This window comes from Melittangium boletus DSM 14713, from assembly GCF_002305855.1.
GTDB classification, from domain to species: Bacteria; Myxococcota; Myxococcia; order Myxococcales; family Myxococcaceae; genus Cystobacter; species Cystobacter boletus.
On sequence record NZ_CP022163.1, the window covers coordinates 1,222,163 to 1,247,802 of the forward strand.

The 25,640-nt window shown below is 68.9% G+C and carries 22 protein-coding genes; 15 read left to right on the forward strand and 7 right to left on the reverse strand.

Features of this window, described 5'->3' with window-relative positions; all coding sequences use genetic code 11:
- The first annotated feature begins 22 nt into the window (after positions 1 to 22).
- Genes MEBOL_RS05075 through MEBOL_RS05085 form a run of 3 tightly spaced genes read left to right on the forward strand, consistent with a single transcriptional unit; the run spans position 23 to position 3,096 of the window.
- A complete protein-coding gene (locus tag MEBOL_RS05075; RefSeq protein ID WP_157774766.1) occupies positions 23 to 793 on the forward strand; it encodes a thioesterase II family protein in 771 nt (256 codons plus the stop codon).
- A 36-nt stretch (positions 794 to 829) separates the two neighbouring features.
- Positions 830 to 1,819, forward strand: a complete 990-nt coding sequence (locus tag MEBOL_RS05080; RefSeq protein WP_245919468.1) for a hypothetical protein — start codon at positions 830 to 832, stop codon at positions 1,817 to 1,819.
- The gene (locus tag MEBOL_RS05085) at positions 1,816 to 3,096 is read left to right on the forward strand and encodes an AAA family ATPase (RefSeq protein WP_095976353.1); all 1,281 of its coding nucleotides are present in this window, start codon (positions 1,816 to 1,818) and stop codon (positions 3,094 to 3,096) included. The genes MEBOL_RS05080 and MEBOL_RS05085 overlap by 4 nt, the downstream gene beginning before the upstream one ends.
- Before the next feature lie 6 nt (positions 3,097 to 3,102).
- Here MEBOL_RS05085 and MEBOL_RS05090 read toward each other — a convergent pair whose 3' ends face one another.
- Complete coding sequence (locus tag MEBOL_RS05090) at positions 3,103 to 3,975, reverse strand: alpha-ketoglutarate-dependent dioxygenase AlkB (protein WP_095976354.1); 873 nt, start codon at positions 3,973 to 3,975, stop codon at positions 3,103 to 3,105.
- Between the two features lie 104 nt (positions 3,976 to 4,079).
- On the opposite strand from MEBOL_RS05090, the gene MEBOL_RS05095 reads away from it, so the two are divergent.
- Positions 4,080 to 4,901, forward strand: a complete 822-nt coding sequence (locus MEBOL_RS05095) for a methyltransferase domain-containing protein (protein ID WP_095976355.1) — start codon at positions 4,080 to 4,082, stop codon at positions 4,899 to 4,901.
- A gap of 35 nt (positions 4,902 to 4,936) precedes the next feature.
- Entirely contained in the window at positions 4,937 to 5,776 is an 840-nt protein-coding gene (locus tag MEBOL_RS05100) for an alpha/beta hydrolase (RefSeq protein ID WP_095976356.1), read from the forward strand.
- Between the two features lie 6 nt (positions 5,777 to 5,782).
- Here MEBOL_RS05100 and MEBOL_RS05105 read toward each other — a convergent pair whose 3' ends face one another.
- Entirely contained in the window at positions 5,783 to 6,433 is a 651-nt protein-coding gene (locus MEBOL_RS05105; protein ID WP_095976357.1) for a hypothetical protein, read from the reverse strand.
- Positions 6,430 to 7,020, reverse strand: coding sequence for an RNA polymerase sigma factor (locus MEBOL_RS05110; protein ID WP_095976358.1), 591 nt, complete (start codon positions 7,018 to 7,020; stop codon positions 6,430 to 6,432). Before MEBOL_RS05110 ends, MEBOL_RS05105 begins: the two co-directional genes overlap by 4 nt.
- A 358-nt stretch (positions 7,021 to 7,378) precedes the next feature.
- Here MEBOL_RS05110 and MEBOL_RS05115 point away from each other — a divergent pair, with 358 nt between their 5' ends.
- The 4 genes from MEBOL_RS05115 to MEBOL_RS05130 are packed head-to-tail and all read left to right on the forward strand — an operon-like array spanning position 7,379 to position 15,261.
- Entirely contained in the window at positions 7,379 to 9,007 is a 1,629-nt protein-coding gene (locus MEBOL_RS05115) for a SulP family inorganic anion transporter (protein ID WP_095976359.1), read from the forward strand.
- Positions 9,004 to 12,363, forward strand: a complete 3,360-nt coding sequence (locus tag MEBOL_RS05120) for a DUF2309 domain-containing protein (RefSeq protein WP_095976360.1) — start codon at positions 9,004 to 9,006, stop codon at positions 12,361 to 12,363. The genes MEBOL_RS05115 and MEBOL_RS05120 overlap by 4 nt, the downstream gene beginning before the upstream one ends.
- Positions 12,350 to 13,750, forward strand: a complete 1,401-nt coding sequence (locus MEBOL_RS05125; RefSeq protein ID WP_095976361.1) for an NADH-quinone oxidoreductase subunit 5 family protein — start codon at positions 12,350 to 12,352, stop codon at positions 13,748 to 13,750. The genes MEBOL_RS05120 and MEBOL_RS05125 overlap by 14 nt, the downstream gene beginning before the upstream one ends.
- Positions 13,750 to 15,261: a complex I subunit 4 family protein gene (locus tag MEBOL_RS05130; RefSeq protein ID WP_157774767.1), complete on the forward strand. Its 1,512-nt coding sequence runs from the start codon at positions 13,750 to 13,752 to the stop codon at positions 15,259 to 15,261. The genes MEBOL_RS05125 and MEBOL_RS05130 overlap by 1 nt, the downstream gene beginning before the upstream one ends.
- A gap of 11 nt (positions 15,262 to 15,272) precedes the next feature.
- Here the strand turns inward: MEBOL_RS05130 and MEBOL_RS05135 are convergent, their stop codons facing one another.
- Positions 15,273 to 15,806 (reverse strand): hypothetical protein, encoded by a 534-nt coding sequence (locus MEBOL_RS05135; protein ID WP_157774768.1) that lies wholly within the window; start codon positions 15,804 to 15,806, stop codon positions 15,273 to 15,275.
- Between the two features lie 49 nt (positions 15,807 to 15,855).
- The gene (locus MEBOL_RS05140) at positions 15,856 to 16,992 is read right to left on the reverse strand and encodes a fatty acid desaturase family protein (RefSeq protein ID WP_095976364.1); all 1,137 of its coding nucleotides are present in this window, start codon (positions 16,990 to 16,992) and stop codon (positions 15,856 to 15,858) included.
- 473 nt (positions 16,993 to 17,465) lie between these two features.
- On the opposite strand from MEBOL_RS05140, the gene MEBOL_RS05145 reads away from it, so the two are divergent.
- From MEBOL_RS05145 to MEBOL_RS05170, 6 genes are all read left to right on the forward strand, one after another.
- Positions 17,466 to 18,668, forward strand: a complete 1,203-nt coding sequence (locus MEBOL_RS05145) for an ISAs1 family transposase (RefSeq protein WP_245920009.1) — start codon at positions 17,466 to 17,468, stop codon at positions 18,666 to 18,668.
- 414 nt (positions 18,669 to 19,082) lie between these two features.
- Entirely contained in the window at positions 19,083 to 19,937 is an 855-nt protein-coding gene (locus MEBOL_RS05150; RefSeq protein ID WP_095976366.1) for a hypothetical protein, read from the forward strand.
- 6 nt (positions 19,938 to 19,943) lie between these two features.
- Positions 19,944 to 20,978 (forward strand): hypothetical protein, encoded by a 1,035-nt coding sequence (locus MEBOL_RS05155; RefSeq protein WP_245919470.1) that lies wholly within the window; start codon positions 19,944 to 19,946, stop codon positions 20,976 to 20,978.
- 158 nt (positions 20,979 to 21,136) lie between these two features.
- Complete coding sequence (locus tag MEBOL_RS05160; protein ID WP_157774769.1) at positions 21,137 to 21,628, forward strand: hypothetical protein; 492 nt, start codon at positions 21,137 to 21,139, stop codon at positions 21,626 to 21,628.
- A gap of 84 nt (positions 21,629 to 21,712) precedes the next feature.
- Positions 21,713 to 22,825 (forward strand): isopenicillin N synthase family dioxygenase, encoded by a 1,113-nt coding sequence (locus MEBOL_RS05165; RefSeq protein WP_095976368.1) that lies wholly within the window; start codon positions 21,713 to 21,715, stop codon positions 22,823 to 22,825.
- A gap of 18 nt (positions 22,826 to 22,843) precedes the next feature.
- Positions 22,844 to 24,043: a BMP family lipoprotein gene (locus tag MEBOL_RS05170; RefSeq protein WP_095976369.1), complete on the forward strand. Its 1,200-nt coding sequence runs from the start codon at positions 22,844 to 22,846 to the stop codon at positions 24,041 to 24,043.
- Here MEBOL_RS05170 and MEBOL_RS05175 read toward each other — a convergent pair.
- Both MEBOL_RS05175 and MEBOL_RS05180 read right to left on the reverse strand, forming a co-directional pair.
- The gene (locus MEBOL_RS05175; RefSeq protein ID WP_095976370.1) at positions 23,985 to 24,917 is read right to left on the reverse strand and encodes a fatty acid desaturase; all 933 of its coding nucleotides are present in this window, start codon (positions 24,915 to 24,917) and stop codon (positions 23,985 to 23,987) included. The two genes, MEBOL_RS05170 and MEBOL_RS05175, sit on opposite strands and share 59 nt — an antisense overlap.
- Positions 24,914 to 25,561 carry a phosphatase PAP2 family protein gene (locus MEBOL_RS05180; protein ID WP_170115451.1) on the reverse strand — a complete coding sequence of 216 codons (648 nt, stop codon included), beginning with the start codon at positions 25,559 to 25,561 and terminating at the stop codon, positions 24,914 to 24,916. The genes MEBOL_RS05175 and MEBOL_RS05180 overlap by 4 nt, the downstream gene beginning before the upstream one ends.
- Positions 25,562 to 25,640: the final 79 nt, after the last annotated feature.

Below are 25,640 nucleotides of genomic sequence, written 5' to 3' on the forward strand. Positions count from 1 at the left end.
TCGCAGCATGGGAGGCACCGCCATGTCCGTGCCCCCCGTCTACCGCCGCTGGGTCACCTGCCCCGAGCCGCGTCCCCAGGCGAGCCTGCGCTTGTTCTGCTTCCACTTCGCGGGAGGAGACGCGTCCATCTTCCGGCTCTGGACCACCCAGTTGCCGCCCTCCATCGAGGTGTGCCCCATCGAACTGCCGGGCCGGGCCACCCGCCGCGCCGAGCCCGCCCTCACCCATTTCCCCACGCTGATCGACACGCTGGCGCGCCGCATCCTCCCCTTCCTCGGACAGCTCCCCTTCGCCTTCTTCGGGCATAGCTTCGGCGGCAACCTCGCCTTCGAGCTGACGCGCTGGTTGCGCCGCCAGGGCGCGCCCCTGCCGGTGCGGCTCTTCCTGTCGGCCACGCCGGCGATCCAGTCCCGGGCCCAGCCCTATGCCCGCGTGAGCCACCTGGCGGACGCGGCGTTCCTGGAGCAGATCTCCACCCGGTTCGGCATTCCCCTGGACGTGATCTCCCGCGAGGAGGTGCGGGACATGGTGCTGCCCGCGATGCGCGCGGACGTGCTCGTCGCCGAGAGCTACCACTACACCCCCGAGCCCCCCCTGGACGTGCCCTTGTCCTCCTTCGGGGCCACCCAGGATCCCGAGGTCGGCCCCCGCGAGGTGGAGGTGTGGCGGCACCAGACCACGGCGGACTTCCGCTCGCGCTTCTTCCCGGGCGATCACTTCTTCCTCACGCCCCAGCGCCCGCGGCTCCAGCAGGCCGTGCTGGAGGATCTCGCCAGCACGCAATTTCCGTGACGCCGCCGGTGTTTCCGGCCATCTACCGGAGACCCCGTGCTCATCCGTTATTCCGATTGGAAGAAGCCCACCGACGCGGCCTATGCCTTCCGGCTCCGCGCGGTGGAGGCGCCCCAGGTGCCCGCCCCCGGCCCGGCCCGGGACATCCGCGACATCGCCCGTGAGGTGCTCGAGCCAGGCGACGCGGAGCGTTTCGAGCAGCGGATCCACCGCTGGGCGGGCCCCGAGGACGAGACGGAGGAAGGCGAGCGGCCCTACGCCGGCCAGCAGTTCCTGTTCGAGGAAGCCCCCTGGAAGGACACGCTGGGTGCCGGAGAGTTGGAGACGGTGCTCCGGGGAACCGTGCGGGTGATGCGCGGCGCGGACGGCCAGACGGACTACGTGCTGAGGGATCACCACATGCTCGACGTGGTGCTCTACCACTACCGCACGACGGGCGAGTTGCCCCGCGCGCTCTTCCACGCGGACCGCCACTCGGACTGGTGCAAGGACAGCTTCCTGGAGGCTCGCACGCCGCAGCAGGCGGCCACCTGGTGGAAGCTCCTCGAGGGACTCAAGCGGCCCGGGGACGGCACGCCCGTGCTCGGAGAGGAGGACATCGTCTTCACCACGGGCAAGGCGGCGCCCACGGCCCGCATGACCGGGCGCGACGTGGGCTTCTCCACCCTCGTGCCCTGGTTCGTGGACACCGCCCAGTTGCACTGGAGCCAGGTGCTCGCCCGGCCCGGGGTGCTCGGGGCGGACTGGCTCTCGCTGGATCTCGACTGCTTCCAGCCCTCGCCCCAACTGCGCGTGTGTGGCGGACTGCTGCGCGACCCGCGCTTCCACGGGATGATGACGGCCGCGCGGGTGCGGGTGTTCGTGCTCTCGCCCCAGTTCACCAATGGCGGGGACAAGATCGACCCCTGGACCATCCAGGGCAGCCGCGCCTCCTCGCTCCGTCTGTTGAATCTGTTGCGGCGGTTGCCCCGGGGCGTGCGGATCCCGCGCGTTCCGGACGCGGACGTGGCAAGACAGCGTCCATGAAGCTCACGCAGCTGCGCATCCATCGCTACCGGGACGTCGCGCCGGGCTCCACGCTCGCCTTCAGCCCCACGCTCAACCTGGTGCTCGGCGAGAACGGGACGGGCAGGACGACGCTGTTGGATCTCCTCGCCCGCGCCATCGCCTCGGACTTCTCCGGGCTCCTGCACGAGGAGTTCTCCCTCGAATACGCCCTTGCCTTCCCGGGCATGGACCTGCACGTGCGCGTGCGCAACGAGCGCGCCGCCGTGGCGCCCGCGGCGCCCGGGGTCCAGGCGCTCGTGAGGAGCCAGGAGCCCGCGTCCGAGGCCCCGCTCGACCCCTTCATGGAGCTGACGATCCAGTTGCACGCGCCCGCCGCGCGGCTGGTGATGCGCGCGAACGCCGAGGGCGTGTCCTGGGAGGTGGACGGACAACCCGCCTACAGCCAGAACATGTACTGGTCGCTGTTGGATCGCACCGTCTGGGTGGTGCTCTTCCTCGCGGCACAGCGGCTCGCGCCCGAGCTCAAGGAACGGCTCAAGGAGCTGCTGCGTCACACCTTCCTGCTCGCCCCCGCGCGCTTCGACGAGTCCCTGGGCATGTTCGAGCGGATCGGCCAGAGCCAGTTCGCGATGGAGATGCGGGGCGAGGACGTGTTCCCGCTGGGGCTGATGTCACTGCCCACGTGGCTGCCCGGGGTGCTCCGCGAGCGGGCCGCGCAGGCCACCACCACGGGCCATATCGACGTGCGCCACGACGAGTTCGATCGAAGCTTCCTCGCGCGCTTCGTCACCCTGGCGGGATTGGGCGCGGGCCGCTTCCGGGTGGAGTTGCTGGACAAGCGCAGCTACGACAACGGCGGACGCCTGGAGTTCGGCCAGTTCGGCTTCGAGTTCACCCGGAAGGATGGCTCCGTGCTGTCGCGCGAGCACTTGAGCCACGGACAGAAGCGGCTCCTGTCCCTGCTCTACTACCTGGACGTGAACGAGGACTTCGTCATCGCCGACGAGCTGGCCAACGGCCTGCACCCGCGCTGGGTGGAGGGGTGCGTGCGCGAGCTGGGGGACCGGCAATCCTTCCTCACCAGCCAGAACCCGCTCCTGTTCGACTACGTCTCCTTCGGCTCGTACGAGGAGCTTCACAGCTCGCTCATCCACTGTGGGCTGGCGATGCACGAAGGCCACGAGCGCAAGGCGTGGACCAATCCCCCGGCGGACGTGGCCGCGCGGCTCTTCGCGGACTACGCGCGGGGCGGCACGCCACTGGGGACCCTGCTGCGGCTGCACGGGCTGTGGTGAACCCCCTCACCCGCGCTTCTCCCGCGCGAGCTCGGCGCGGAAGAAGGCACTGTGGCTCGCGAGCGTTTCCATGTAGCCCCGAACATCCTCGCGCGCCTCGGCGGACAGCAGCGCGAAGGGCGTCACGTGCGCGTCGGGCACGTAGCGGAAGGTGAGGTTGATGCGCCGGGTCCTGAAGTCCGGCAGCTCGGGCGGCAGGAGGAGCCCCGCGCGCGTGTCCACGCGCTGTACCCGGTGGAAGGTCTGATCCTTCCACCGCGCCCCTCCGAAGAGCTGCAAGGCCCCGTCATCCAACCACTGCTCGAGCACCACCTCGTCGCGCTCGCCCGGGCGGCTGGAGGTGACGAACTGCAGGAGCGCGCGCTCGCCGAGGGACAGGGACGCCACGGGCCCCGGCTCGAAGTCCTTGTGCTCGCCCACGCGCGCGGTGTCCACCCAGTGCCCGTCCTCGAGCCGGCTGCCGTAGAAGTTCACCAGACAGGTATTGAGGTGCCAGCCCGTGGGCATGTCCGGCCCGCGGAACATCCGCCGCGCCAGCTCCTCCACCTTGTCCACCTGGCGCTGGAGCACCGCGGGAAAGGGCTCGGCCTTCACACAGCGGTCCTTCACCCCCTTGGGCGGCCGGTAATAATCGAGGCACGCGAATTGCCAATTTCCCAACCAATACACGGGCCGTAGCAGTCGCCGCTGGGATTGGCCCGGAGGGGGAGGGAAATGCGCGGAGTACCGCTGCTCCCACAGGGGATGAAGCGTGCCCAACCACTCGAGGATGGAGGCACGGTCCGCCGAGGACAGGAAGCTGGCGTTGTAATGATGGCCCGGGGTGCGCTGACGAGCCTTGTGCACCAGCGAACGGCCATGTCGAGGGGGAAGCGCCATGGCGTCCCCCTATCACAGCGCGGGCCGCGCGGAGACCCCTCGCCCCCCTGTAACATGAGCCATCCACCGAGGCATCTCGGAGGAACACCCTTCAAGGAGGCCCCATGGAAGGCACCTCGAACGTTGTCCAGGATTTTCACAACATCGATGGCTCCGCGTCCTCCTCCCATGCCCTGCGCTTCCTGGATACCTTGAACGCGAGCCAGCAGGTGCAGCAGATGCAGGCGCTGTCGCACCAGATGCTGGGAGTAGGCACCGGTGCACACCTGCTCGATGCCGGCTGCGGCGTGGGGGACGTGACCCGGGATCTCGGGGCGATGGTGGGCCCCACGGGTCACGTGCTGGGCGTCGACCTGAGCGAGGCCATGGTGCTCGAGGCGAGAGGCCGGTCCGAGGGGATGCGGTTGCCAGTGGAGTTCCGGCAGGGCGACATCCACTCGCTGGCGCTGCCCTCCAACAGCTTCGATGCCTGTCGCGTCTCGCGCGTCTTCATCTACCTGGAGGATCCCCGGCGGGCGCTGTCGGAGTTGCTGAGACTCGCCCGGCCCGGTGGCGCGGTGGTGCTCTTCGAGCCGGAGCTGGACAGCTGGGTGCTGGACGGACCGGACCGGGCCGTGGTCCGCAAGCTCCTCCACTTCTGGGCCGATCAGCTGCGCAACCCCTGGATCGGACGGCAACTCACCTCCCTGTTCCGCTCACTGGGAGTGCATCAGGTGAAGGCCGTCCCGGTGGTGGGTGTCTGGGATCTGGGCATGCTGGAGACGTTTGGCCTCTATTCCGTCCTGGAGAAAGCCATCGGGGAGGGCGTGGCGAGCCGTGTGCAGGTGGACGCGTGGGTGCGCTTCCTCAGGGACGCGGAGCGCGACGGGAGCTTCTACGGCTCGATGAGTGGCGTCGTGGTGCGTGGCACCAAACCCAGCCCCTGAGCACAGCGCAACCGTCCTCGCCTAGGATGGCCGCGATGGAGACGACGCACGCGGAAGAAACATTGGCCGCCCCAGGCGGACCCACGCTGTACTTCCAATCGTGGCGGCCCGTAGCACCCCGCACCGTGGTGGCCATCATCCACGGAATCGGTGAACACAGTGGCCGCTTCCGCAAGCTGGTCGAGGCGCTCGTCATACGCGGTCACGCGATCTACGCGCTGGACCTGAGGGGACATGGACGCTCACCAGGCCAGCGGGGACACCTGCTGTCGTGGTCGGAGTACCGCGAGGACATGAAGGCCTTCCTTGAAACGGTCGCCCAGCGGGAGGCGGGCCGGCCCCTCTTCATCTATGGCCACAGCATGGGCGGGCTCATCGTCCTGGACTACGTGCTGCGCCACCCCGAGGGCCTGAGCGGCACCATCATCAGCGCGGCCCCCTTCGAGTCCGTGGGCGTCGCGACTCCGCTGCTGGTGACGTCCGCGCGCATCCTCTCGCGCCTCTGGCCCTCGTTCGCGCTCAAGGTGCCCCTGGAAGCCCAGGCGCTGAGCCGCGAGCCCTCCAGCGTCGCCGACTACCTGGCGGATCCCCTCGTCCACCGCGCCTGCTCGGCGCGCTGGGCCATGGAAGCCCTCGACGCCAATGTGTGGGTGAAGGCCCATGCCGGAGAGCTGAGCCTGCCCCTGCTGTTGCTGCACGGCGAGGAGGACCGCATCAACACCGTGGAGGGCGCGCGCCGCTTCTTCGAGGCCGTGCGCTCCGGCGACAAACAGATGCACCTGGTGCCGGGGGGCTACCACGAGCCCCACAATGATCCTGGCAACGCGCGGGTCTTCCAGGTGGTGGATGACTACCTGCGCGCGTTCAGGGCCTGAGGCACCTCAGTGCTCCGCGAGCACGACGAAGCGCTCCTGCACCTGGCGCGAGTCCGAGGCATGCGAGAGGTGGAACTCGTACCGGCCGGGCTTGTCGATGCGCACGCGCAGTGGGGTGGCTCCCTCGCCGGTGTCGGCGGTGAACTGGTGGATGCAGCGCCCCGCGTCACAGCTCAACAACTGGAGCGAGGGCAGGCTGTCGGCGTGCCGGTGGAAGTTCAGCTCCGCGGGCGCGTCGAAACGGACCGTGGCCGGCTCTCCTGAGTGGACACCGTGTGTCCAGGGCAGCTCCAGCCAGCCCGCCCCGTCTCCCGGGATGCGAAGGGACACATGCCGCAGGGGCATGGTCTCGCTCTTCACCTCGAGGCTGTCCTCCCACCCATCCACGTGCACCACCAGGAGGACCAACAGGCTGACCAGCGCCACGCTCAACAATCCGCGGTTGGCCGGATGGTGGACGGCGTTCTTCGCCCGCTCACGGAACTCCGCCGGGCTCTTGGCCCGCGGCGCGCTCCTGGCCGCCTCGGCCGACTGGAGCGCCATGTGCAGCCGGTACTCCAGGTGGGGACTGGGACGTTCGTCGCGCAGGGCGGAGAGCGCGGCGGATGCCTCCGGGGGCAGCGAGGGAAGCCCCTGCTCCTTCTCGTGAGTGCTCATGAACGACCTCCCGCGCTGACGGCGTGCGATGGCTGGGCCAGTTGTTCCTTGAAGGCCGCTCCCAGCTGTGCGCGACCCCGGAAGTGACGGCTCTTCACCGTGCCCACGGGAATCCCGAGAGCGGCCGACACCTCATCGTATCCAAGCTCTTCCACGTCACAGAGCAGCACCACCAGCCGGAACTTCTCGGGCAGGGCATGCAGGCAGCGCAGCATCAGCTCGGCCTCTTGCGAATGACAGACCTGGGTTTCGGGATCCTTCACTTCCGTCCCCCCGGTGAAGAGCGACCCGAGCACCGACGACGCCCCCTCGAGCACCGAGTCCAACAGCGATCGGCGCCGGGCCACGGAGCGCCGCGTCTCGATGAACTGGTTGCGCACGATGCCACACAGCCACCCAAAGAAAGACCCCCGCTGCTGATAACTCTCTTGATGGAGGTAGGCCCGAACCAGGGCGTCCTGAAGCAGGTCCTCCGCCTCCTGTTTGTCCCGGCACAACGTCAGACACAGCCGATGCAACCGAGGGAGAAGGGGCTGGACCTCCGCCTCGAAGCGAACCCGCGACTCCCGCGCACGCTCGGCGTCCATGTCCCGAGCCCCACTCATTGCCGCCCCGCCCCGCCGGCCACACGCCTCCCGTCACCCGTCCTGTTCGCCGTCACCGGCCGCGCCCGGCGGGCGCCTCGTCTCCGAATCACGACGCTGTCCATAGGATGGAATGATCTACACGTGGGTTCCCGGAGAACGTCAATCCGATGTCTTTTGATTTCTCCGCCCCAGGACCCCCGCCCCTCTTGATTGGGGGACCAACAACAGTGGGGGTTGAACCACCGAAAAGAAAACGGCTCGGAACCGCGACGCGGCTCATTCCATCCCTTCCCATTTGTAAGCACGCGCCGCGTCGTCACGACCACGCCGGCGCCTTAGAGAGGATGGACTACTCCCCATGCAGTCTCAACCCACTTCCGGCGCGTCGACCTGGAAGAGCGACATCGTGTCCGGCTTCCTCGTCTTCCTGATCGCCCTGCCGCTGTGCCTGGGCATCGCCATGGCGAGCGGCTTTCCACCGGTGGCCGGCATCCTCACCGCGGTGGTGGGCGGAGTGGTGTCCTCCTGGCTGGGCAGCGCCCGGCTGACCATCAAGGGACCGGCGGCGGGCCTCATCGTCATCGCGCTCGGCGCGGTGACGGAGCTGGGCGGGGGTGACGGCCAGTTGGGCTACCGCCGGGCGCTGGCCACCATCGTGGTGGGCGCGGCCGTGCAGATCGTCTTCGCCCTGCTGCGCACCGGCTCGCTCGGGGACTTCTTCCCCTCGTCGGTGGTGCACGGAATGCTCGCCGCCATCGGCATCATCATCTGCGCCAAGCAGGTCCACGTCCTGCTGGGCGTGTCGCCGACAGCCAAGGAGACCCTGCACCTCCTGGCGGAAATCCCCCACAGCGTGATGAAGCTCAACCCGGAGATCGCCTTCATCGGCGTCATCAGCCTGGTCATCCTCTTTGGTCACCAGGCGATCGCCCAGCGGGTGGCGGTGCTCAAGCGGGTGCCCGGCCCCCTGCTGGCGCTGCTGTTCGCGGTGCCCATGGGGCTCTACTTCGACCTGGACCACGAGCACACCTTCACGTTCTCGCATGACGTGTTCTCGGTGGGCCCCAAGTTCCTGGTGAACCTGCCGAACAACCTGATGTCGGCCATCACCTTCCCGGACTTCTCCGCCGTCTTCACCGCCACCTCCATCAAGTACATCGTCATGTTCGCCCTGGTGGGCAGCATCGAGTCGCTGCTGACCGCCAAGGCCATGGACATGATGGATCTGGAGAAGCGCCGCTCGGACCTGGACAGGGACTTGTTCGCCACGGGCGTGGGCAACCTCATCGCCGGCCTGCTCGGGGGCCTGCCGATGATCTCCGAGGTCGTCCGCAGCTCGGCCAACATCAACTACGGGGCGAAGAGCCGCCTCTCCAACTTCTTCCACGGCACCTTCCTGCTGTTGTTCGTGGCGTTCGTGCCGATGCTCATCCACCGCATTCCGCTCGCCGCCCTCGCCGCCATGCTCATCTTCGCGGGCGTGCGGCTCGCCTCGCCCAAGGAGTTCGTGAAGACGTTCCGCATCGGGGCCGAGCAGTTCGCCATCTTCTCCTTCACCGTGGGCGTGACGCTCGCCACGGATCTGCTGATGGGCGTGGCCGCGGGCATCGTGCTCAAGGCGCTCGTGCACCTGGTCAACGGAGCGACCCTTTCCGGCCTCTTCCAGCCGAACATCGAGGAGACCACCCACCAGGCGGGCCACGTGGTGCTGCGCGTGCGCCACGCGGCCGTGTTCACCAACTTCCTCAAGCTCAAGAAGCAGCTCGCGCGTCACGCCCAGGTCCAGCACGTCGAGGTGGATCTGACGGAGACGAAGCTCGTGGACCACACGGTGATGGAGCGGCTGCACGAGCTGGAGAGCGAGTTCTCCCGCCAGGGCCGGCACCTGCACGTGCGCGGACTCGAGCAACACAAGAGCCTGTCCGCGCATCCTCTTTCCGCGCGCAAGAAGAAGACCGCGAAGAGCTCGCTGGGACTTTCTTCATGAGCCATTCTCCATCCCCCTCTTCCTCCACGGACCGCGGCCAGCGGCTGGATGATGTGCTGGCGCACGCGGGCCACCTGCTCCCGGCGCAGGGCCCCATCGGCGTGTTCGTCCACCACAACACGCTGCACGCCTTCCAGCACCTGCCCTTCCACGAGGCGCTGGCCGCGGCGAGCGCCACGTTCGAGACCGAGACCTACCTTCCCGAGTCGCGCTACCGCGAGCTGTACCGGCGTGGGCGCATCAACGACACGGACCTGAGGGCGGCCCTGGCCGAGCGGGACGCGGGGAAGGGAGCCGAGGAATTCGCTCCGCCGTCGCTGTCGCGCCTGGACCTGGAACTGCTCGCGCTCCTGCACCCGGTGCCGGAGGAGACGGTGGCCTCGCTGCGCTGGAGGATGAGTGAACTGGCCGCGACGTACACGCCGCGGCCGGACATGCCGGAGGCGACGCGCCAGCGCTTCCTGCGCCGCTCCACCGAGGGCGTGCGCGAAGGGCTCGACCGGGTGGGCCGGGACTGGACGATGACGGACCTGGCCGGGTTCCTGCTCGAGCCCTCGATGGAGACGACCGTGCGCGCGGCCGCCGCGGAACCCGGCCGAGCCCTGCCCCGGCGGGACGCGTTGCGCCGGCTGGGCATTCCGGACGCGCTGACGGACGCCTATGTCGCCCAGGTCCAGCGGCGGCTGGACCACGCGCCCACGCGCCTCACCGTGGAGGGCTGGCTGGGCGCGGAGGTGTCGCTCGCCGCGAGCGCCCTGGCCGCCACCTTTGGAGGGGATGGAGGCCTGCGCTCGTTGAAGGAGCGCCTGGAGCGCCACGCCGAGCGCTTCGCGGTGAGTGCCCTGTGGGCCGCCTGCCGCGCGCCCGTGCTCGCGGCCACGCAGGCGCGGCCCTCCGCCTCCCCCACGGCGGTGCGCGGTCATCGCGAGGCCCTGCGCGCCGCGACGGGAGAGGACATCAACGAGTGGGTCAACCCCCAGCTCATCCGCACCTGCTCGGCCTACCTGGACGAGGGCGTTTCACACTGGACCCTGCCCAAGCGGGAGCGGGGCTTGTACGCCGCCTGGCGCGCGTTGACGCTCAGCGGCGGCCTGCTGCCGGACTGGCTCGATGGGCTCGACACGGAGCTGGCCTGGTCGGCCGCGAACCACCTGTCCGCCCGGGACGTGGTGCTCGCCGCGCTCGATGAGCTCGGCGTGCCCCAGACGCAATGGGAGCCCTACCTGACGCGGGTGCTGCTCGCGCTGCCCGGGTGGGCGGGGATGATCCACCGCCTGGAGCACAACCCCGCGGACCGCCCCGCGGGCTCGCCGCCCGCGAGCCTCCTGGACTTCCTCGCGGTCCGGCTCACCCTGGAGCGCCATGCGCTGCGCACCGTGGCCCGGCGGCGCCTGGAGTACCGGGGCCCCCTCTCGGGGCTGCTGGCGCACGCGGAACACGCGGCCACCCATCGCCCCCGCGCCCTGGAGCGCCCGGCGGAAGAGGGGAGCTGGCGCCTGTTCCAGCTCCTCCAGCTCGCGGGTCTGTCCGCCCAGGAGGTGGCGGGCTTCCCGCCCGCCCGGCGCGAGGCCCTGCTCGCGTGGTTGGATGCCTTCGATGCGCAGGCGCGCCGCCGCGTGTGGCAGGAGGCCTACGAGCACCACTACCGCATGGACGTGCTTCAAGGACTCGCGCAGAACCGGCTGCGTCCGGAATCGGCGCGCACGGTGCGAGCGCCCCGCTTCCAGCTCATCTTCTGCATGGATGACCGAGAGGAGTCCATCCGTCGGCACTTCGAGGAGTTGGACTCCCGGCACGACACCTTCGGCATCGCGGGCTTCTTTGGCGTGGCCATGGACTACCTCGGCCTGGATGACGAGGGGCATGCGGCGCTGTGCCCCGTGGTGGTCACCCCCGGGCACGTGGTGGAGGAGCGGCCCCATCCCGATCACGGCCACCTGGCCGCGGCCCGTGCGCGGCTGCGCGCCCTCGGAGCCCACACCGAGCACTGGGTGCACGGCGGTTCGCATGCGCTGGAGATGAGCTGGTTGTTCACGCCCCTGCTCGGCGTCATCTCCGCGCTGCTGTTGCCCCTGCAAGTCCTCTTTCCCCGCGCGGTGAGCCGCATGCGGCGGGGGCTCGCCCGGAAGCTGCTCCCCGCTCCGCGCACGCGGCTGGTGAGTCTGCGTGAGCAAGCGGAGGAGCCGACAGCGGCCTCGCCCGCCCAGAAGCCCCTGGGGTTCACCGTCGCCGAGAAGGCGGCGCGCGTGGCCACCTCACTGGAGAACCTGGGCCTGGTGAAGGACTTCGCGCCGCTCGTGGTGGTGCTGGGCCATGGCGCCATCAGCGTCAACAACCCCCACCAGTCCGCCTATGACTGCGGAGCCTGTGGCGGCCGTCACGGCGGTCCCAACGCGCGCCTGTTCGCGGAGATGGCCAACCGGCCCGAGGTACGGGTCCGGTTGCGCGAGCGCGGAATCCACATCCCCGACACCACCTGGTTCGTGGGCGGCGAGCACAACACCACCACCGATGACATCGAGCTCTACGAGACCGAGGCCATCCCCCCGGCCCTGCACGCGGAGTTCGCCGTGTTGCGCGAGGCCCTGGACACCGCGCGCATGCTGTCCGCGCACGAGCGCTGCCGACGCTTCGAGTCCGCGCCGTTGAGCCTGACCCCCGCCGCGGCGCTGCGGCACGTAGAGGAGCGCTCGGCGGACCTGAGCCAGGCCCGTCCGGAGCTGGGTCACGTCACCAACGCCACTTGCATCGTGGGCCGGCGCTCGCTCTCCCGGGGCCTGTTCCTGGACCGGCGCGCCTTCCTCATCTCGTACGATCCGACGCTCGATCCCTCGGGCGCCATCGCCGAGCGCATCCTCGCGGCCGCGGGGCCCGTGGGCGCGGGCATCAACCTGGAGTACTACTTCTCCTGCATCGACAACGACCGCTACGGCTGCGGCACCAAGCTGCCCCACAACCTCACCAGCATGCTCGGGGTGATGGACGGGGTGGAGAGCGATCTGCGCACGGGTCTGCCCCGGCAGATGATCGAGATCCACGAGCCCATCCGGTTGCTCATCATCGTGGAGGCCTCGGTCCAGGTGCTCGGCGACATCTACGAGCGCCAGCCCTCGCTGCGCGAGCTCATCGGCAACCAATGGGTGCAGCTGGTGAGCGTGGATCCCGTGACGGGCGCGCAGATGCGCTTCACGCCCCGGGGCTTCGAGCCCGTCACCCCGCCCCCGGCCGCCCTGCCCGTGGTGGCCTCCTCGCCCGAGTGGTACCGCGGGCAGCGCGACTTCCTGCCTCCGGCGCTGATCGATCAGCAACCTCAGCGCCCCTCCTCTTCTGGAGAGTCCGTTCATGCACGTCAGTAACCTCGAAATGGGGTGGGTCGCCGCCCTCGCCCCCCTCTGGCCCCTGCTGGCCTTCGTGACGCTGGGCGGCGTGATGCTCATGCACCGCGCGCCCGGCGAGCGCACGGTGGTCCGCTGGGTGTTGGGCGCGCTGTGGTTGTCACTGGGCTGCTCGGTGATGACGGCGGCGAGCATGATGTGGATGCACCAGGACGTGGTGGAGCTGGACGTGGGCCAGTGGTTCTCCGTGGGCCACTACGCCTTCGACCTGACGCTGCTCATCGATCGGCTGTCGGTGACGATGATGGTGCTCTCCAGCGCCATCACCCTGCTCATCGGCCGCTTCTCGGTGAACTACCTGCACCGCGAGCCCGGCTTCGCGCGCTTCTTCCTGCTGCTGTGCGTGTTCGCCACCGGCATGCTCGTGCTGGTGGAGAGCGGCAGCATCGATCTGCTCTTCGTGGGCTGGGAGATGGTGGGACTCACCTCCGCGCTGCTCATCGGCTTCTTCCACGAGCGCACGACGCCGGTGCGCTCGGGACTGAGGGCCTTCACCATCTACCGGCTGTGTGACACGGGACTGCTCGTGGGCGCGGTGCTACTGCACCACTTCGCGGGGACGGCCGAGTGGGCCGAAGCGCTCGGCTCCTGGCCCTGGCCGGGGCCCGCGGTGGCGCTCGGCGTGGCGCCCGCCACGGTGATGGCGCTGTGCCTGCTCCTCGCGGCCATGGGCAAGTCGGCGCAGCTGCCCTTCAGCAGCTGGTTGCCGCGCGCCATGGAAGGCCCCACGCCCTCCAGCGCGCTCTTCTACGGCGCCCTGTCGGTGCACGCGGGCGTCTACCTGCTGCTGCGCGTGGCCCCGCTGCTCGAGCGGGCGCCCCTCGCGAGCGCGGCCCTGGTGGGGGTGGGCCTGCTCACGGCCGTGCACGCCACGTTGGTGTGGCGCGTCCAGACGGACGTGAAGAGCGCGCTGGCCTACGGTGTCCTCAGCCAGGTGGGGCTCATGTTCGCCGAGGTGGGACTGGGCTTCTACGAGCTGGCACTGGTGCACCTGGTGGCGCACGCGTGCCTGCGGTGTCTGCAACTCCTTCGGGCACCGTCGGCGCTGCGCGAGGTGCTGGGACGGCGCGCGGCCCTGCGCACGGCCACGCCTCCCCGGGTCGCCGTGGCACACCGGCTCCTGCCCGAGGGACTGTCGCGGCGCGTCTACCGCCTGGCCCTCGAGCGCTTCTCGCTGGAGTTGATGCAGGAGCGCTGGGCCATGGGGCCCCTGCTCCGGGCGGGGCGGTGGCTGGACTCGATGGAGCAGCGGTGGATGAGCGCGCTGAGCGGATGGACGCCCTCGGCCGAGGAGCCGGCGACGGCACCGGAGCGGGCGCCGAGTGGTCAGTCGACAGGAGTCGTGTGATGGGGACGCTCCCTCTTCTCTCGTTGTTGGTGGTGTTGCCGGCGTTGGGTGCCGCGGCGCTGCTCCAGGTGCGACAGCCCGAGCGGCTGCGACGGGTGGCCCTGGGCGTGGCGGCGCTCACCCTGGCCGTCACCGGGGGGGTGTTGCTCCTCTTCCAGCCCTCGGCCGTGGGGCCGCAGTTGGAGGAGTCCTGGTTCCGAGTGCCGGGGCTCGGCATGGTGTACCGCCTGGGCGTGGATGGAATGAGCGTGCTCGCACTGCCGCTCATCGCGCTGCTCACGCTGGGTCTGGTGGCGGCCGGGCCGCGTCATGACCTGGACCGGGCCACCCTGGGGGTGCTGCTGCTCACCGAGAGCATGACCCTGGGCTTCTTCTGCGCCGAGGACCTGGCGCTGATGCTCGTCTTCTTCGTCGGCATCCTGGTGCCCGTGGGTCAGCTCATCTGGAGGAGCGCGAAGGCTCCCTCCGAGGCACGGACGCTGCGCACCTTCCGGGCGTACATGGTGGCGGGCACCCTCCCTCTCCTGCTGGTCACGCTCGGGGTGGGCGTGGCGGGCTGGAGCGCCGGGGCCCAGGCGCCGTTCGGCCTTCGGGAACTCGCCGAGCGGGGCCTGCCGGAGTCCTGGCGGTTGCCCCTCTTCGCCCTGCTGATGCTCGCGGTCTGCGTGCGCATGGCGGTGGTGCCCTTCCATTCGTGGCTGCCCGTGTTGGTGGCGCGCGGTCCCTTCGGAGCGAGCGTGCTGCTGGTGAACGCCCACGCGGGGCTCTACCTGCTCGTGCGCGTGGTCATCCCGCTGCTGCCGGAGGAGTGGAGCCGCGCGGGCTCGGCCCTGGGGGCGTTGGGCCTGTGCTGCGCGCTCTATGGCTCGGTGCTGGCGATGGCGCAGACGGATCTGCGCCGCGTGGTGGGCTTCCTGCTGGTGAGCCAGTCGGGGCTGCTGCTGACGGGCCTGGCGCTCGGCAACACGCAGGGCATCGCCGGAGCGCTCCTGCAGAGCGTGGCGGCGGGCATCGCCCTGACGGGCCTGCTCCTGGTGGTGCGGGCCATCGAGGCACGTACCGGCACCGCGGACATGGCGCGGCTGGGAGGACTCGTGCGCCGTGCCCCGCGGCTGGCGGCCTTCTTCTTCCTCATGGGCTTCGCGAGCATTGGCTTCCCGGGGACGCTGAGCTTCGTGGGCGAGGATCTGCTGCTGCACGGCATCCTGGGCGCCCATCCCCTGGTGGCGCTCCCCTTGCTGCTCACCACCGCCATCAACGGCGTCACCCTGCTGCGCTCCTTCCACCGCACGTTCCTGGGCACGCCCGCCCATGGCCATGCGCCCGTGGTGGAGACGGTGGAGGACATGCTGCCGCGCGAGCGCTGGGCGGTCTTCGCCCTGTTCTTCCTGATGGTGGTGGGTGGGCTGATGCCGGGGCCCTTGCTGCGCCTGCGCGAGTCCCACGTGGAGGCACTGGTCGGGCACGTGGCCGAGGCGCCACAGGGCGGCCCCGCGGCACGGCCCGACTGAGCGGGCCGCGCTCACTTCCGGTGGGTGGCCACCGGGCTCGGAAACTTGAGCGCCAGGTTCAACCCTGCCTCGAAACCACGCCTGGGGAGGGGGGACTCAAAGGAGTGAAAGGGAATCCCGAAGCGCAGGCTCAACGTCGCGACCCCGTAGCCAAAGAACGGCGCGACATGGACGCTCGTCGTCCCCGCGTGGCGCGCGTCGCCCGTCTCGTGCGCCACGCCCAACTCCAGCCCGAGCACCTGATACACGGGGGAGGTCACCTGACCTCCGGCACAGAAGCGGTGGGACGAGAAGGCCATCCATTGCCATTGGCCGAAAGCCCCCATGCCCGTCCCGTCCTGGGTGAAATGGTGCAGGCTGAGTTCCGCGCCGAGCGCGCTCGCGACCCGCCCGTCGCGTACCGCGGCCCCCAGCAGGAGCCCGGGATTGAAGTAGGACTCATCGCTGAACCGGCCATCGGACAGGAAGTTGGCCTGGGCCATGGACGGAGAGAACAAGCCCAGCATCATCCCCACCCACACGACCTTCGCGACAACACGTCTCACGTGACGGCTCCCCGGCGCGTCTGTCCGTGATGACGTGCCGCGCGCCAGTCTACCTCAGGGCAGCACGCCCCCCAGGGTCCATTACCGGGGGGACCGCGGGCGTGGGCCGGGCCCTGCCGAGTTGCTTGAGCATCGCGTAGTGCGAGCCCATGGCCGCGCGCAGCGTCGGGTGGTAGTTGTAGGGAATGCCGTGGGCCTCGGCCGCGGCGCGCACGAGGGGCGAGAGCGCCGGGTAGTGGACGCTGCACACCTGGGGGAACAGGTGGTGCTCGATCTGGTAGTTCAGCCCGCCGATGAACCACGAGAGCCACTTGTTGCGCGCGGCGAAGTTGGACGTGGTGTGCAGCTCGTGCACGAGCCACGCGTGCTCCATCTGCCCGCTCGAATCCGGAGCCGGATAGGCGATGCCCTCGACGACGTGGGCGAGCTGGAAGATGACCCCGAGGATGATGCCCGCCGTGAGGTGCATCGCGAGGAACCCCACCGCGAACTGCCACCAGGTGATGGGGAGCACGGCGAGCGGAAGCACGATCATCCAGAAGTAGGCGAAGAGCTTCGAGGCGACCAAGATCGTCCACTCGCGCCGGCTGTGCTTCTTGTCCTTGTAGGGCCCGATGTCTCGCTTCAAGAACTGCTGATAGTCCTTGACGAAGACCCAGTTGAGCGTCGACAGACTATACGCGAACCAACAATAGACATGCTGCCAGCGGTGGATCGGGGTCCGCGGCGCTCCCGGGCTCAGCCGCAACAGCGGCGAGACCGTCAAATCCTCATCAACCCCTGGGATGTTCGTATACGTGTGATGGATCACGTTATGGGTGATCTTCCACATGTAGCCATTGGCGCCCACCAGGTCGAAGGTATAGCCCAGCCACCGGTTGACACGCGCGTTGCCGGAGTAGGCGCCGTGCAGGGCATCGTGCGCGACCGAGAAGCCAATGCCAGCCATGCCCACTCCGAGCAATACCGACAGGCCCAGCATCGCCCAGGGCCCGAAGGCGCCACTGAGGATGGCCGCGTACACCCCCACCGAGCCCCCCAACAGCACCAGCGTCTTGAACAGCATGCGCCGGTCGGCGTTGCGTGAGCGGCCCGTCTCCTCGAAGTACGCGGCCACGCGCGCCTTGACGTCATCGACGAACAGCGCGGCGTTCTTGTTGGCGAAGCGGATGGTCGTATTCGACATGTGGCGTGGGGCCAATCCTGGGCAAGAAATTCGTCTATGTTATCCGGCCGCAGGCTTGCAATTCCCTGTCAAAATGTCAAGGTTCGAAGGTTCGAACAAATGTTCAGGAAATACCTCCTCGCGCGCCGGTGAGGAAAACGCTGACAGGCCCCGAGGAGCAGGCGTCTGTTGTGTTGGACAAACATCCCCTCCAGCCAGGCTTGATTCAAAGTCCCACGGGAGAAGTTATCCCACCTGGACCTACGGACGAGGTAAGGTGCTCGCGGACGGGACAAGGTGGCGCGAGCAGCGCGGGGCTGATCGCGTGGCACGAGCCCGAAACAGGCAGGACGCGGGCCAGTTGAGGCCGGTGGAGAGTGAAAGTGGGTAGGGAGAAAAACCGGGGCGGGAGAGCTGGCGGGCCCTCCACACCCCCTGAGAAGCAAGGAGAAGCGAGGAGACACAAGAGAGAAGACGCCTCGCCCGTGCAGGAGATGTTGACGCGGTTGGGAGTAACGTTCAAGCAGATAGTGGACCCAAGGGCCAGCCGCGGCAAGAGGCACGAGTTGGGGGCGATGCTGTCGCTGCTGGTGCAAGGGCTGGCGACCGGGAGAAGAGTGCTGAGACAGGTAGAGGCGTTGGGTGCGGACCTGGTGCGCGAGGGGACAGGGCCAGTGGGATTGCGCGGACCGGTGTCGGACACGACCTTGGATAGACTGCTCAGTGAGCTCAAGCCCGAGGGGTTGGACAAGGTGCTGCGGCAGTTGGTGCGGACGGCGCTCGAGCGGGGAGTGCTGCGTCAGGACAGGATGGCGGCGGGAGTGGTGTCGATTGACGGCAAGGCGGGGGAGAGCACGCGAGGACAAGCGCCCTGTGAGCCATGTCACACACTGAGAGACGAGCAGGGGCAAGAGTATTGGTACCCCTTCGCGCTGCGAGCGGCGCTCACCAGCAGCGGAGCGTGCCCGGTGCTCGACCAGATGATGCTGGAGGGCAAGCAAGGAGAGGCGACGGCCTTCCCCAAGCTGCTGAAGCGGGTGGTGGAGAAGTATGGAGAGCACTTCAAGTACGTGACGGGGGACGCGGGGCTGACGAGCGCGGCGAACGCGAGAGCGGTGAGAGAGGCAGGCAAACATTATGTGTTCGCCGTGAAGGAGAACTTCCAGCGCTTGCATGACGTGATGTGGGTGGCGCTGGGGACAGCACCCGTACAGGTGACGGTGAGAGAGCGGGCGCGGGGCGAGTGGGTGGAGCGGCAGCTGAGAGCGACACGAGTGCCCGAGACAGAAGAGTTTCCAGAAGCGAGGCAATGGGTGTGGGTGCGCAGCACGCGGGAGCGGGAGGGGAAGTTGCCCGAGGTGGAGACACGGCTGTTTATAACGTCCGTACCTGGCGGGGAGTTGTCGGGAGAGCAGATGCTCACGCTGGTGAGAGGGCATTGGGGAATAGAGAATGGGCCCAACTGGACGGCGGACGTCGTGCTGGAGGAAGACACGGGCTCGGCCAGCTTGCGTGGGCAGGCGCCCGTGGTGCTCAGTTGGCTGAGGCTGCTGGCCTACAATCTGCTGGCGCTGGTGCGCACGCACCTGCCCCCAAAAGACGGCAGGCTCGTTTCTTACGCTCGCACCCAGGAAGTGCTCTACCAGGGCTTGCTGGGCCTGGCGGTGCTGCCGGAGAGTCTGGCCGTACTTGCCTGAGCGCCCGCCAGCGCCCGGCTCCGGCCTCCTCTGCCTCCACCTCCTCGGCTTCGTGGGTCCGTCATCAGTCAGTTCCCCTCCCCGGGGCGCTCCTCGCGCGAGCGCCCTCTGGAAGAACGCTCCCCTTTTGCCTGAAACAGATTGTTCTCCCTTCACCCCTCTTCAAATCTTCCCTCTCGGACTTTGGATCAAGCCTGTCCCCTCCAGCGCATTCCGGGAAGCAGGTCCGCCAGCCTCCCTCCGAGGCATGCGTCAATCCCCTGGAATGGACCGGGCCCTGGCCCTCCCCCGAGCGCTCCTCCGTCCGGGTGCTCCGCTCCACATCGATGCATCCCGCAACAAGATGGCGGCCCAAAACTTGACGAAGGCGCTTCTCTCTCCTCAAGAAGAGCGTGCAAGTCCGAGGGAAACGCCATGATTCGTCGTCCGCTGTCCTTCTTCGCCGTGCTCGCCGTCCTGCTGACGTCGTCCAGCGCCTTCGCTGGAGTCTGGTTCGAACTGCTGCGAGCGCCCTGCCTCACGGGCGACAAGGCGAAGATCAACAACACGGGCCGCTATGTGGGCGCCGTGGATTGCTTCAACCAGGACTTCAATGGCGCCGGGGCCCGCACCACGCTGACCATCAAGGCCTTCCAGCAATGGGAGTACGGGTCCGTCTTCCTCTATTACGACATCACCGGCCCCTTCAACGCCGCCAACGCCCCGACGGCCAGCCCCAACGAGAAGGGCGGCTTCTTCGGAGGCATCACCATCGCGGTGTCACCCAAGACGATCGCGGAGCAGGCGCTCAGCCGGAAGTTCGACTGGGGCCCCCTGCTCAACCTCTCGCTCAAGTATGAAATGGAGCACGTGAGCAAGTTCGGCATGCTCCACTACTACGGTCTGCAGTGGGACCTGCGGGTGCCGAGCATGGACTTCGTGACGGCCACCACGGTGATTCGCGATGACTGGGGCTACCGGGGCGTGGACCTGCAGGTGGGCCTCGCGTGGCAGAAATCCTTCTCCATCGCCGAGCAGGACTTCCTCTTCCTCGGCTTCTTCCAGACGGGCCTCTTCGGCGAGGGCGAGGGCATTGGCTCGCTCGCGGGCACGCGCGGCAACCGCTTCTTCCTCGCCCAGCCCGAGTTCCTGTGGGACTTCGGCAAGCTGGTCCACTTCACCCCGGGCAAGATCTACCTGGGTGCCGAGTACCAGTTCGCCTTCAACCGCTACCTCATCCCCGGGAAGATCGAGAACGTGCTCCAGGGCATGGTGCGCTGGAACATCTGAGCGTCCGTGAAACTCCTCCCGCTGCTGCTCGTTCCGCTCACGGTGCTCGCCCAGGAGCGGGGCCCCGCCCGCGCGTCCGCCCCCTCCACGAGCGAGCCCACCCTGTCGCTGCTCGAGCCCTCGGCGGAGGGCTGTGAGTGGGTCCGGTTCCAACCCCTCACCCAGGCGCGCCAGGTACTCGCCCGGCTCGCGGCGGGCTGCCAGGGCGGCGCCACGGCCTTGAGCCACGACGGCCGGCGCGGCGCGGTCCGCTTCTGGCGCGGCGCGGTCAGCGCGCCCGTCACGGGCCGGCCCACCTTCCCCGAACCCTTCCCCTCCCCCGCCTTCCGGGACCGGTTGTTCCTCGTGGACGTGAACGCGGGAACGGCCCAGGAGCTGGCGCTGCCCGGCTCGGGCGAGCTCGTCGAGTTCGGTTTCGATGCCACGGGCCGGCTGCTCGGACTCACCCTCCAGCGGCTCACGCCGGAGCAGGAGCGGGCCGGCGGGGTGGAGTTCAACGGCGCGCGGATTTCCTTCGAGCTGGATGGCCGCGGACGCCCATTGCTCGCCCATGCCTTCGTCTGGCGCGACGGTGCCTGGTCCCATCAGGACATGAAGGCCACCACCGAGGCCGCCGGGACCCGGGTGCTGGCGCTCCGCGCGACGCTGGGCGAGCGGTCGAGCCGCGCGTTGGACCCTCGCTTCGAGCCCGTGGAGATCGAAAGCGACGCGCTGCTCGATCAACTGCACCCGCTCACCCCGGAGCAGCCCGACGGCGAGTGGTCCCTGCTCGTGAATGGCGGCACCACCCTGGCCATCTGGGGCGTCCCCTACGGCGAGCAAGCGCTGGCCACCGGTCTGCTGCGCAAGGTGGAGCGAGGCAAGGCGCTCGCGTTGCCTGGTTTCGACTACCGCGCCAATGATCTGACCCGGCTCCAGACCCAGGGTGCGTTCCTGCTCCTCTCCCTCGCCGATTCCGGAGGCCACCCCCGGCTGTACCGGGGCAGGAAGCTCCTCTGGCGCTCGGAGAGCGCCCGGGCCGTGACGATCTGGCCCAGGTGAGCCCGGCCTCCAGGCAGCCGCTTGTCCGAATCCAGGAAGCCGCCCGGAAGCTTCTCCGCCTTTCCGCCCGTGGCTACCTCTTCTTCATGACCGCGAGGGCCTTTCGTGGGCGAGGGCTTCCACGGGCGGCCACTCGCCTCGGCATGAAGGGCGATCCCATGCGCAAGAGCATTCTGGCAGTCGCGTTCGTGGCGGCATCCGCGGGAGTGGCCAGTGCCCAGGAGGGCAGCGTCATCCAGCAGCCGGACCCCTCCCTCCAGCAGCCCATTCCCGGCGGCGATAACTCGCTTCTGCAACCCCAGACGGGAAGCACCCTGCTCCAGCAGCCCATGACGGGCAGTTACGGACTCCAGCAACCCATGACTGGGAGCTACGGGCTCCAGCAACCCATGATGGGCAGTTACGGGCTCCAGCAGCCCATGACCGGGAGCTACGGGCTCCAGCAGCCCTTGGGCAGCGGCTCCTCCTTCACCTTCCAGACGCCGCTGAACGACAGCCTGGGCACCTCGACCATGACGCCGGGCCTCTCTTCCTTCGAGCAGGGGTTCAACCAGCCCCTCACCATCCCAAACACCCCGCTGCAACAGTCCGACCCCAATTCCCTGGGCTCACAACCCATCGGCGTCCCATCCCCGTCTGGCACCCGGTAGGGGAAACCCGGCGGGCGCTTCCGGACGAGGCCCACGGAGAGCGTATTCCGCCAGGAGGCGAGGCGCGGTACACCTGGGGTCGCCATGGCGGAGACCTCGATGAACATTCCCACTGTCGACCTCGGTGACCTCTCCTCGGATGATCCCTCGCGCGTCGAGCGCGGCGCGGCGGCGATCCGGGAGGCGTTCGGCGTCTTCGGGCTCGCCTACGTGAAGAACCACGGGGTCGACGCCGCGGCGCTCGAGCGCTTCTACGATGCCTTCGGCCAGTTCATCTCCTGGCCCACCGAGGCCAAGAAGCCCTATGGCCGCGCGGACCTCTGGTACCAGCGGGGCTGGACGCCCCCCAACACCGAGGTGGCGGTCGCGGGCAACGGTCAGCCGGACTTCAAGGAGTGCTACTTCGCCGCGCCCTACCCGCCCGATGAGAGCTCCGCGCTCGAGTTCCCGAGCCTCTACCCGGAGAACCTCTGGCCGCCGGACGCGCCGCCGTACTTCCAGGAAGGACTGATGACACTGGGCCGAGCGCTCCACGAGGCGGGGCTCGCGCTGCTGCGCGGTGCCGCCATGGCGCTCGGATTGCCTGACGCGGCGTTCACCGGCTTCTGCGAACGGGGTCCCCACGTCACGCGCGCGCTGCAATACCTGCCCCTCAAACCCTCCCAGGTGAACACGGGCATCCTCTGGGGCGAGGAGCACACGGACTTCAACCTGCTCACGCTCCTGCCCGGAGGCCGCTTCCTGGATCCGAACGCGCGGCCCGCGTCCAAGCCGGATGAGCAGAGCGGGCTGTACCTGCGCACCCGCGCCACCCCCGAGGAGCCCAAGGGGCGCATGGTGCGAGGAACGGCTCCCGCCGGGTGCATCGTCGCGCAGGTGGGCCAGCAGTTGGAGATCCTCACCGGCGGCACGTTCCTCGCCACCCCGCACGTCATCACCGCGCCGGGCGTGCCGGGCTGGCAGCGGCAGTCCGCCGCCCACTTCATGCACGTGCACACGAGCACCGTGCTCTTCCCCCTCACGAGGTTCCGCACCCCGGAGGCCATCCAGAACTACGCCCCCCCGGTGCTCGCGGGCACGTACGACATCAAGACCCTGGTGGACATCGGTCTGGCGCCCCCGAGCGCGTTGGATCAACTCGGCTACCGCCACTACGACCGGCTCAACCGCATGCGCACCGACGGCACCGGTACCTAGACGTGTTAGGACGGGTCCATGCGCCTGCCCGTCCTCGGTCTTGTTCTCGCCCTCTCTTCACTGTCGGCCTGCAAGAGCCGCAAGGAAGAGTCCCCCGCGGCACCCGCTCCGTCCCCGGCCGTCGCGAAGGAGCAGGAGGACTCCGCGGCCCGGCCCCCCCGGGTGGGCATCGTCCTGAGCCTGGGGGGACGCGGGGATCAGTCCTTCAATGATTCCGCCCTGCGCGGGCTGGAGGAGTGGGCCTCGGGCGTGAAGTACGTGGGAGACGCCTACCGGCCGCTGTCACCCGAGGAGCGCCAGGCATCGCTCCAGGGCTCGCTCGGAGAGGACCTGGCCCGGCGCGGCAGCCCCATGGAGGCGCTCGGCGTCACGCCACTCGTCATCCAGAGCCGCGTGGCCGAGGACTACGAGCCCAACCTGCAACTGCTCGCGGACCAGGGCGTGCCGTTGTCGCTGACGGTGGGCTTCCTGATGGAGAACGCCGTGGAGACGGCCGCGAAGCGCAACCCCTCCATGAACTACCTGCTGGTGGACAGCCCCCTGCTCACCCCCCAGGGAAAGCCCTACACCCTGCCGAATGTGCGCACCGTCGTCTTCCGCGAGGAAGAGGGCTGCTTTCTCGTGGGCGCGCTGGCGGGGCTCGTGACGAAGACGGGCAAGGTGGGCTTCGTGGGCGGCATGGAGATTCCCCTCGTCAAGCGCTACGAGGCCGGCTTCCGCGCGGGCCTGGCCGCCACCCACCCCAAGGCCACCTTCATGGCCAGCTACACCGGAGGCTTCACCCACTTCGCCCTGGGCAAGCAGGTGGGACAGGATCTGCTGGCCAAGGACGCGGACGTCATCTTCGCCGCCGCGGGCGTGGACGGCCTGGGCGCCATCCAGGCGGTGAAGGAGGCGCGTGACGAGGGCAAGACCGTCTACGTCATTGGCGTGGACTCGGATCCCTCGCACCTGGCGCCCAAGGCGGTGCTGTCCGCGGTGGTCAAGCGCGTGGACCTGGTGGTGTACGAGGCCGTGAGGGATCAACTGGCGGGCACCTTCCAGGGCGGCGACCAGAACCTGGGCCTGAAGGAGGGGGGCATCACCTACGCCCCCGTGCGGCTGGACTTCCCCGGCAAGGACGAGGCGCTGCGCGCCCTCCAGGCGTTCAAGGCGAAGATCATCTCCGGAGAGATTCGCGTGCCCACGCATCCGGATCAGCTTCCCGCCGCTCCGTGAGCCGGGGGCCGCGCCAGAAGCGCAGGAAGGCCGTCAGGTAGCCCGGCCGCTCGCGCGACGGATCGTCGTAGCGCGGCAGGTACAGCCACGGCACGCGCGGGTGCTGGTGGTGCGCCAGGTGCCAGTTGAAGTGCAGCAGCAGCAGCTCGTAGGGCCGGGCGGCGCGCAGGTTGTGCGCTCCGTCCAGCACGTGCCGGGGGCTCGCCGCGTGGGTGATGTACTGCTGCGCCGACCAGTTCACCCCATAGAGCAGGTAGAGCAACAGATAGCGGCCCGGGGACAGGCCCAGGCCCAGGATGAGCCCCGCGTGCAGGAGCACCACGCCCGCGCACTCCCACCGGATGCGGCGGAAGAAGCCCTCGGGGATGCCGTTGAGCATCGCCACCGTGGACGGATCCTTGAGCACCTGGCCCCGCAGCAGCCGGGGCCACACCAGCATCGACACGACCGCCAACGGCACGGCCACCCAGAAGCCACCCGTATAAAGGAAGTAGAAGTACACCCGCTTCCACGCGAGGTTGTCCGAGGGGTAGTACAGGTCGAACATCTCCGCGTCGCTGCGGTTGCGCCGGTGGTGGCCCAGGTGGCACGCGCGCAGGAAGGTGAAGGGCCCCGGGAAGAAGGCGGCCAGCAGCACGCCAAAGGCCTCGTTCACCGAGGCGTTCGCGTGGAAGACGCGGTGCTCGGCCTCGTGCAGCAGGGAGTACAGCGGCAGGAAGAGGAACGAGAACGCGATCCCCAGCGCCAGCAGCGCCCCGTCGCTCTCCACCCGGGAGGCGAGCCACTGCAGCCCCACGCCCCCGGAGATGATGCCCAGCGCCAGGCAGACGTTGAGGCGGCCCGGAGGCGGCGGTGGAGACAGGGGCTCCTTCATGGCCGGACCTCCACGGGGGGTGCCGGCTCGAGCCGCGCGGGCGCCGAGGCCTTCCGGCGGAACCACACCGCGTGGACGCCCCAGGCCACCGCGAGCCCCCCGAGCACATCCACCAGGAAGTGCTGCTTCACCGTCAACGTGGACAAGGAGATGAGCACCGCCCACAGCATCCACAGCGCGCCGCCCCGGTGGTGACGCAGGCGCAGGGCGCCGAGCATGGTGGTGGCCACGTGGATGCTCGGGAACGTGTTGCCCGCGTTGTCCGAGGCATGCATCCGCCGGAACTGCTCCCGCCAGAAACCCGGGGGGATGCTGTCCAGCGGGGGCCGCGGGTAGTGCGCGGTGAAGAGGATGAAGCCCAGGTAGCACACGGCGTTGGCCAGCAGCACCGCTCCGAGCATTCGCAGGTACTCGTGCCCGTCCAGCAGCCACGCCGCCCCGAGCAGCAGCGCGAAGAAGCTGGAATAAAGAGCGTACGTCCACGGCAGGAAGGGAATGGCCGTGTCCAGGGACGTGAGGAAGTCGAAGCGCGGCGGCAGGGTGTCGTTGATCCAGAAATAGGGCTGAAAGGTGGCGGCGATGGCCACCCCCGTCGTCAGCAGCCGTCCCGCGAAGTGCCCATTGAGACGGTACAACCACGCCATCACCCTCACCGTGCGTCCTCCTCCGCTCCTCCCGGTGGGGGGAAGCGCCCCCATGCTAGCCCACGCGCGGAGCGGCCAC